We start from the raw sequence: 6,940 nt of genomic DNA on the forward strand, positions 1-6,940 counted from the left end.
GAATAACGGATAACTATTTATTATGGGTAGTGGACAGGAAAATGTGTTTTTACGGTTATGTTATGCATTGAGAGAACTAAAACGATCCAAACAAAGTACCATAATTTTAGGAGCAGGTTGTTCCCTGGCTTCTAGTTCAAGAGATATATCTACTCGGGGAATAATGGTCCAATGTCTACATGAACATGGAGTAATGGATGCCAATAATTACCATTGGGAAAAACTTTATCAAAGTTTTATTAATGTTGTATGGAGTGGAAAAGCTAAGAAAGAACAAGAAATACTCTTACGTAAGAAACTACTTAATACAGAACCGTCTGAAGGCCATAAAAGTTTAAGGTTCTTAATAGAGGAAGGTTTTATACACAATATTGTTACAACCAATTTTGATCTGCTCCTAGAAAAAGCGTTGGAAGGAACATCATATAATAAAAGAGTCGGTGACAATGATTATTTCCAGATAGGAACAGACCCAAAATTTAATTTATTGAAAGTTCATGGAGATTTAAATCATGGAAGCTTTCGCTTTGCTCCAAATGAACTAATCAGACTTCCAGATTCGCTTCAAAAAGATCTCTTGGAAAAGACGGCAGGAACAGTAGTATTTATTGGTTATAGAGGGCAAGACATAGGATTAATGAATGCTATCAGTACTTTGGATGAATTTGCAGTTTATTGGGTAGATCTCTATGAATTAGATCGAGGAGATCACTACACAACCGGTCAAGTACTAGATTTCATGAATAAAAGAAAGTCTAGTAGTAATTTCTTGTCAGGGAAGGAGTTTGGAGATTTCAATAGCCTGTTGCAAAAACTCCAAAACTTTTTGATCTCTCCTAATAAAACAACAATAATAAAGTCAAAAGAAACTAATCTAAGTAAAGGGTGGTCCAATACATCAATTCTAGAGTTACTTTCAATTTATGGTCGACTATATGAATTATTTTTAGATGTATTGAATATAACTCATTGTATACAAAGGAGGTTAAGGTGGAAAGTCGATTTTCCTAATTATTCAAAAAATTATGAGGACCTGCTTTACTCATATCTTTTTTTCTTCAATAGCAAACGACTACCGAGGGAACTACTACAAATACCAAATAATGAAATAGATGCTCTAATTCTTGGTGTCGCGATTGAAATCAAGGTTCGTACTTCTGGAAACGGTATTGCTTTAGAAAAATTTATATCGCTAATGAAGTCTGAATTACAGGACACAGGAAATTATGATGACATATTAAATGACTCTTTTTGGGCTGCCATTGAGAAAATCGTCAATCCAGAAATTGAATTTTCAGATATTGTTAAGCTAGACATGAGGAATCGACTAAGTGTAGAGTCTCGTGATATCCCTCTAACGGAATTCAATGAATTATTGGGTGTTGTAGGTTTTTTATCTTTATTAGTTCCAAATAATCAACTTGATACCACAAGGTCAGATACAAAACATCGAATTAGGTTATTTCTTCAAGGCAATTTTGAAAAAATAGAATTAGGGCCTGCCAAATTAAAGTTGGAGCTAGGTCCTATTAATCGAACTGATTCTAAACATCTTCTTAATAATTATCTATCTGATATACCAAGTATTCTAAGTCAGGAAGTCCTCTCGGAAGGAGATAAGCAATTTCTAATTCTAGATTCAAAATGGTTATTTATAAAAATTGAGTTAAGTCAAATTGGACTGGATTCAGCTGATTCCCCTACCAATCTAGATTCATTCATTAAAAGAAGATCTATGATTAGTACTAAAGCATTTCTTCAGATTGGAGATGTTTTTAGCGCATCGAAAAAAACGCATGTAAACCTTCAATTAGATTTGGATCTTGTACAATTCATTCAGTCTGACTACTCCGCAATGTTTATTGTTGGATCTAGTGGAAGTGGAAAAACTAAAGCTCTACAAAATTTTTCCACGCTTCAACAGCAAAAGGATCAAATAGAAACTATTATTGTTTCACCTAAAAATACATTTATCGATGGTATAGGTCTAAATTCATTCTTAAAAATAAATGGCATTTCAAAAGGACTTCTATTACAAATCAATGACTCATTAGAAGTCAGGGGTAAAATCCTTGTCCTAATTTTTGATGGTCTTAATGAAATCTCTGGATCATTAGAAGTACAAAAAGAGCACTACATTAAATTATTAACTCTCGCAGATCAAATTCACCAAGAAAAATGTCACAGAATCAAATTGATAATAACATGTAGAGAAAATGCTTATCATCAATATAAGAATGCGACATACACTAAACTGAATCCGATACACTTCTTTAGCGGTGGGAATACGCATAGTGAACAACTGTCAGATGATGACTCAAGTTATAAAGTCAAACCACTCGAAGAGGAGGATATAAAAGAATTAATCGAAGTTTATTTCGACAAAGCTCCTAAAAAAATATTTGGAATTAATGATCCTTATTCCTCTATATTTCTTAGACAGAATAATATCGAGTTTACTACTCCATTTTTCGTTGCTTTGGCTGCAGAGACACTAAATTCTTTGTCAGAAAAAGAAATTTCAAGAAATCTAGACAGTATTTACGATAACTTTTCAACTACAATGTTGGAACGACTAGGTGATTCTGACATGCACTCAGCTAGAAAGATTGTATATGCATATTTTGATTTAATTGTTGATAATCAATCTGTAAATCTTGATGTCACAAAGTTTAAAATTTTAGATAGGCTTTCACCACAACATCATAATCATTATTCCGTGACGATCAGTAAAATGACTGATCTAAATATTTTTATTAAAGACTATTCAAATCTTGACAGAATTGCTTTTCAACATGACAAGATTGAAGAATTCTTTTTTAAAGAATATATTGAAGAATTCGAGCATTTAGGATTCGAATTCTATGAAAAAGTAATAGGCTTGATAAATTTAAATGTCATATACCAAAAAGGGCTAACTCAATATTTACTTAGTCTTTTAACTAAGAAAAAATTAAACATATTCAAATATATTTCTTCCAAATTTTTTAAGGACCATAATATCTTGCTTCCTCAAATTGTGGTTGAAACTTTGTTTTATTCGAAGAACTTAAAAAATCATCTCACATATTTATTGAATCCAGATGATCTAAATGAAAGTAAGAAAGTAATCAATGTTTTAATACGGGGAATTGATATGGTTTTATTAGACTTTTCTGTGACAGACTATATCAATACGATGATTACTGAATTACTGAACATGAAGCTTGAACATATAATTACTTTAGAACATCAAGCTTACCTTCTATACTTCCAATCCAGAGTTTTTCATTTTAAAAACGAGTATGAAAAGGCACAGAATATTGTAGAGAATTCTTTGAAAATGCTTGATGGATCAAATAAGATCTTAGAGTCTAAATTAAATATTCATTTTGCTGTTATCGCGATGGAACTAGGTTACAGCAAAAAATGTATTGAAATATTAGAAACACCGTATCAGAAAGAAAAGAGTAGTGGCGATTTTACATTAATGACGGAAATAGGAATTGAATTGGGAAGAGCTTTGAATCATAGTGGAATTGTAAACAAAACTCTATCAATTTATGATTCCCTTTTGGGTAATGAATTAAGCATAAAAGATCCGTATGTGTTAGCTAGGATATACGAACAAAAAGCTAATACGCTTAATAAAATGATGTTTGATAAATTACAATTTGGTTTCATTCTAAAAAGTGATTTGACACAAAGTGATTTAGAAGAAATTGACGATTTATGTAATGAGGCATTGAGATTATATAATGATTCCATTCAACACTTACTGAATTTAAATGCTATTTTTCTTTTTACTGGAGTCATCCCAGAAAAAATAAATACTTACGTCAGTTACTCTTACACAATAGAACCGAAAGGGATTCAGGAATGTGAAAGCATGATCAATGAATTAGATCATCTTTTTCAGCATTTTTCCACCCCTTATGAAACGGATTACCTATTGAGTAAAGCTTATTACTATGAGTATTTAGGGGATTTTGATTTGGCATACTCGCTAATAGCTCAAGCGACTGCCAAAGCAATACAATTAAAAATTAGAAATAAATTAGCCAAGTGCTACGATTTCAAGAGCAGAATGCTATATCGAAAATTCTTAAAAACTTCGTATTTACAAGAATCAGATATCAATGAGGCTTTAGAAAGTATCGACAGCGCAAATGATTACTATAAGAGATATACTTTGAGTGAGAATATTCTTTTAGTAAGTAATCTATCATTGAGAGACCGAATATTGAAATTGGTTGATAAGTAATTTTATCTAGGGACATCTATTGGAATTGAACCTGACATTATGGAAGGGTCAGAACTAATTCTTGAAAGAAAATCATTTCTTATGTAACCCATATCATTTACAATGTTTGAGGCTTTCTCATTAGTGATTTGAATAGTCATTGGCAATAAGGCAAATGCAGCGATTGCAACTCCATTCGTATTATATTCATAACCGTCTAAAAACCTAACGAAATAGTGTTTGTTTTCTGAGTCAATTTCGTTATCACTAAGATACTTAGTGAAATAATATAATAGTTTATTATTTTCTTGAATTGACGACTTATCCGCATTGAATAATTCTGAAAAATCATTTATATGAGTAAGCATACTACTCCATATGATTGTCGCGAAACCCGTCGATTCATCTTTTCTCAATACCTCGAATCCATGATGAGGGAGAGTATTAGCGAAGGTACCAGCAACACTTACCATATTTGCAATGTAAGCCTGAAACCCCTCTATTCCGATGCTTTGTAGAACATTCCAGGCTGCAACTATTGCTGTAGAACCTCTCGAATTACTAAAGGTATAATGAAACGGTTCTCTATTACCTTCATCAATTTTATTATCGAATATTAGGTGCAAATCGGAAGCTTGCCTAGTGACAAAAAGACTATTTGTGTGAGGGGAAAAACCTCCTTTGTGAAAGTCAATTCCAGCAGCATCAATTAAATGAGAGTTCTTTATACCATCATAGACGATTTTGATTTTTCCAATTGTTACTGGATCAATTTTCAAATTATTCAATCCAAAATCATAATATTTATAAAATAACCATGGCCAACCCACGACGAGATCAAAATATAGAAATGGAAAATAATTTAATGAAAATTTCTCTTTAAGTCTTTCTACTATATTATAAACTTTCTTTATATCTTCAACTTCATTATGCGTTGTATTCCCGCCAGAAAGCACAATGCAAGCTATTGGAACTTTAGCCTCTAATAATTCTTGGAGGCATTTCTCAAATAAAACAAAATCGATTGTTCGAGAAGATGCTAACGGAATTCGAATAACTGAATCTTGAGAAATTCCTAATTGTAAACAAATTGATTCAATTGAAAAATGAGCAACTTGAGAACAAATCACTACTGGAGATTTATCGGAATCGGCATTTCTAATACTTCTGTTTAACCCTAGTTTAATTCCATAAGCCATACATGCTTTACCACCATAGGTAAAGGTACCTGTAGCTTCGTATTTATTCCAACCTATAAGATTTGCAATCTGCCTCACAATCTGTTTCTCCATTTTCAGCACTCCTGCACTTGTAATTTTAGTCATGGCAACAGGATTATAAGTATTGATTATGGTCGAAGACGCAATAGTATTTAGCATGGTTGCTGGAAAAACATTAAATAAAACAGAAGGCGAATGCCATCTTAATTGGCCATCAAGAACTTGCATCGATTCATTTAAAACAATTTGATCATTTTGAACTTCTTCAGGTATCATTTCATATTTTTCTAAAAAAGAATGACCTGAGTTCGTTCTACCCAGAAACGGAGATTCACGGTTCGGGTTTGGAATTTTGGAAAATGAAGTTTCTATCATTTTCATGATTTGTTTTCTGTTATCCTCATTTGGTGATAAGAACCTCTTCCTCAATTCATTTTGAACATCTTTATAACTGTAATTTTTATTAATATTCTTAATCAAGTTCAAAGGCATTAATTCTGACACAACAGCATTAGGTAAATCCGTTGCTAATTGAATTATTAGGTTATTTTCTATTTCGTCAAATCTGGAAGTGAAGTAAATAAGCAGTAATAATTTTAAAATGTCAGGTACACGCATTTCATACCGTTCAAGCAAGTAAAACAGAATATCATCATTCAACACATTACTGAAATCCAAATTGCTGAGGTGTATATTTTCTTGTCTCAGGTCAAGTTTGAATTCAAACTGGCCGTAATCTTTGAGTCCATATTTTTCAAATAAACACAAAGCCTTTGATTCCAGTTCTTGGGTAATTGTTTCATCTACTTTTAATGTTTGAAAACCATCTGCCGAAGTCTTACAAATTAAACACAAGTTTCTTGGTGGATTTCCAATAATTGAAACCGTATACTTTATTTTATCTTGTAGTGCCTTATGGACAATTATTTCATCTACATTACTTTGGCTATCAAAAATTCCTGCAATAATAGAATTAAATTCTTCTTCTGATTTTGCAATTAGAGTTTTTGACTCATCTATTAAAATTTTCGAATATGGCCTAATCGAGACGGGAAACTCTGTTGGGAAAGTTGAATTTAATTTCAATTGTTTCAATCGAGTAAAAACTCTAGGATTTAGTTCTTTGGAAGCGGATTTAAAAACTGCTGGAGTATCTAGAGCAAAAAGTCCATTGAGATAACCATTACCAAAAATCTTCAAATCAAGATGATTAAGAAATTGAAGGATATTAAATTTATCATGAATAAACTTCTGTTCTCGACGATTGATACTAGGAAATCTGCAGGTATTAATTACAAAGAGGTACTTGTGTTCTTGGATAATCTCTTCAATTTCCAATTGATTTGGATCTACTATAGTATGCCATTGAATTATTTCATCATCAATCTGTCTAATCTTTTTTGATAATTTTTGTAATGATTTTTTTGTATTGTGATTAGTTGACGATAGTATGATTAGAATTTTCCAAACACCCATAATAAATAGTTATCCGTTATTC

At 31.7% G+C, this 6,940-nt stretch carries 2 protein-coding genes; one reads left to right on the plus strand and one right to left on the minus strand.

Annotation, left to right across the window (positions count from 1 at the left end; translation table 11 throughout):
- The first annotated feature begins 22 nt into the window (after positions 1-22).
- Positions 23-4,243, plus strand: a complete 4,221-nt coding sequence (locus Q4Q40_RS23920; RefSeq protein ID WP_303304580.1) for an SIR2 family protein — start codon at positions 23-25, stop codon at positions 4,241-4,243.
- 2 nt (positions 4,244-4,245) lie between these two features.
- Here the strand turns inward: Q4Q40_RS23920 and Q4Q40_RS23925 are convergent, their stop codons facing one another.
- On the minus strand, positions 4,246-6,918 hold the full coding sequence (locus Q4Q40_RS23925) for a pyridoxal-dependent decarboxylase (RefSeq protein ID WP_303304581.1): 2,673 nt from the start codon (positions 6,916-6,918) through the stop codon (positions 4,246-4,248).
- Positions 6,919-6,940 lie beyond the last annotated feature (22 nt).

The organism is Flavivirga jejuensis, from assembly GCF_030540765.1.
GTDB classification, from domain to species: Bacteria; Bacteroidota; Bacteroidia; order Flavobacteriales; family Flavobacteriaceae; genus Flavivirga; species Flavivirga jejuensis.